The sequence below is a fragment of the uncultured Algibacter sp. genome, from assembly GCF_947495675.1.
Lineage (GTDB): Bacteria > Bacteroidota > Bacteroidia > Flavobacteriales > Flavobacteriaceae > Algibacter_B.
Genome location: NZ_CANLZX010000051.1, coordinates 1 through 921, shown reverse-complemented (window position 1 = coordinate 921; position 921 = coordinate 1). Strand labels below are relative to the sequence as shown.

Genomic DNA, 921 nt, shown 5'->3' with positions numbered 1-921 from the left:
TCCGGTTGTTTCCTCACAATCTGTTAAGCCATCGCCATCTGTATCTGTCGTATTGATGCCGATTGGATCACATGGATTATTTGGATCTGATATTGGTCCTCCTAAGAATGTTGTTGGATCTTCTGGCGTTGATGGATCATCTATTCCGGTTGTTTCCTCACAATCTGTTAAGCCATCACCATCAGTATCAAGTGTTGAAGTACATAATGGAACAACAACAGTTATTGTTGCTTCATTAGAAGTATTGCCGACATTATCATTTACTGTATAAGTAATAGTAGTAATTCCATCGGTATAACCAGGTTCTGGACTAAAAGTAACTGTTCCATCTCCATTGTCTGTAAATGTTCCTTCACCTAATACCGTAAATGTATTTTGTTGTCCTGGTGTATTAGGATCTAAATCTATTGTTAAATCATCTATTGTAGCTTCATAACCAATATCATTTACAGTAATATCGATAATAATATCTACACCTGGATCAGTAGTACCTCCATCATTATTAGCTAATGGTAAATCATCTACTGGGTCTACCGTGATGTTTAATTCAGAACTATTGGTATCACTAGCATCATTGTCATCTACAATATCATAACCAATTGTTGGTACTGGCCCATTGTAGTTTGAGGCAGGTGTAAATATAAAGGTGCCATCTGCATTGACCGTGATATCGCCGATTGGGTCTCCTGTATTATTATTGATAGTTGTTGGAGTTCCTAAAACTAAAGCTTCTGGGTTGCCATCGCCATCCGTATCTACTGTTGCTCCGGTGATTGTATGATCCGCACTATCTGCATCTGTTAAGTTCGCAAATAAATCTCCGCTTACTGGGGTGTCTTCATTGGTGCTGACTGTTTCATTATCATCGCTGATTGGATCCGTTATTGGATCTACCGTAATGTTTAATTCTGAACTGTCGGT

General features: G+C 38.4%; 1 protein-coding gene. It reads right to left on the bottom strand.

Annotation, left to right across the window (positions count from 1 at the left end; all coding sequences use genetic code 11):
• Positions 1-921 (bottom strand): cadherin-like domain-containing protein (locus Q0842_RS16040; RefSeq protein ID WP_298500502.1); only part of this gene is annotated, 921 nt, incomplete at both ends.